Origin of the sequence: Staphylococcus pasteuri, from assembly GCF_030547725.1 — a bacterium.
GTDB lineage: Bacteria > Bacillota > Bacilli > Staphylococcales > Staphylococcaceae > Staphylococcus > Staphylococcus pasteuri.
In genome coordinates this window covers 1-278 of the sequence record NZ_JAUOQO010000288.1, presented here as the reverse complement: position 1 = coordinate 278, position 278 = coordinate 1, and the positions used below count along the sequence as shown (strand labels likewise).

The following is a 278-nucleotide window of genomic DNA, read 5'->3' as shown; positions in this document are numbered from 1 at the left end:
GGCTACGGGACCTGCAGATTCGGGCAAAAGCTTGTCAAGGCAATTGGAAAGCAGTCGAAAAGCTTTGCGAGGGTGTAGGGGCTGGTTCGACGGAAAAGGATAAAATTCTCTCAATTTATTCAAAGGTCTATCTTGGCAAGTTCGATAGTGCTCTCGATTTTATTGAAGAGATGGAGGTTAAAAGTTCCGGGAACAAGCAAAACCGATGGTTGCCCGTTGCACGTCAAGTAGCTAACTTCGGGAAGAAAAATGGACTACTTGCTGACGATCCCCAATAC

General features: G+C 46.0%; 1 protein-coding gene. It reads left to right on the top strand.

The window, feature by feature from the left end; genetic code table 11:
- On the top strand, positions 1 to 278 hold a 278-nt coding region (locus Q4528_RS13700; RefSeq protein WP_303522106.1), incomplete at both ends, for a hypothetical protein.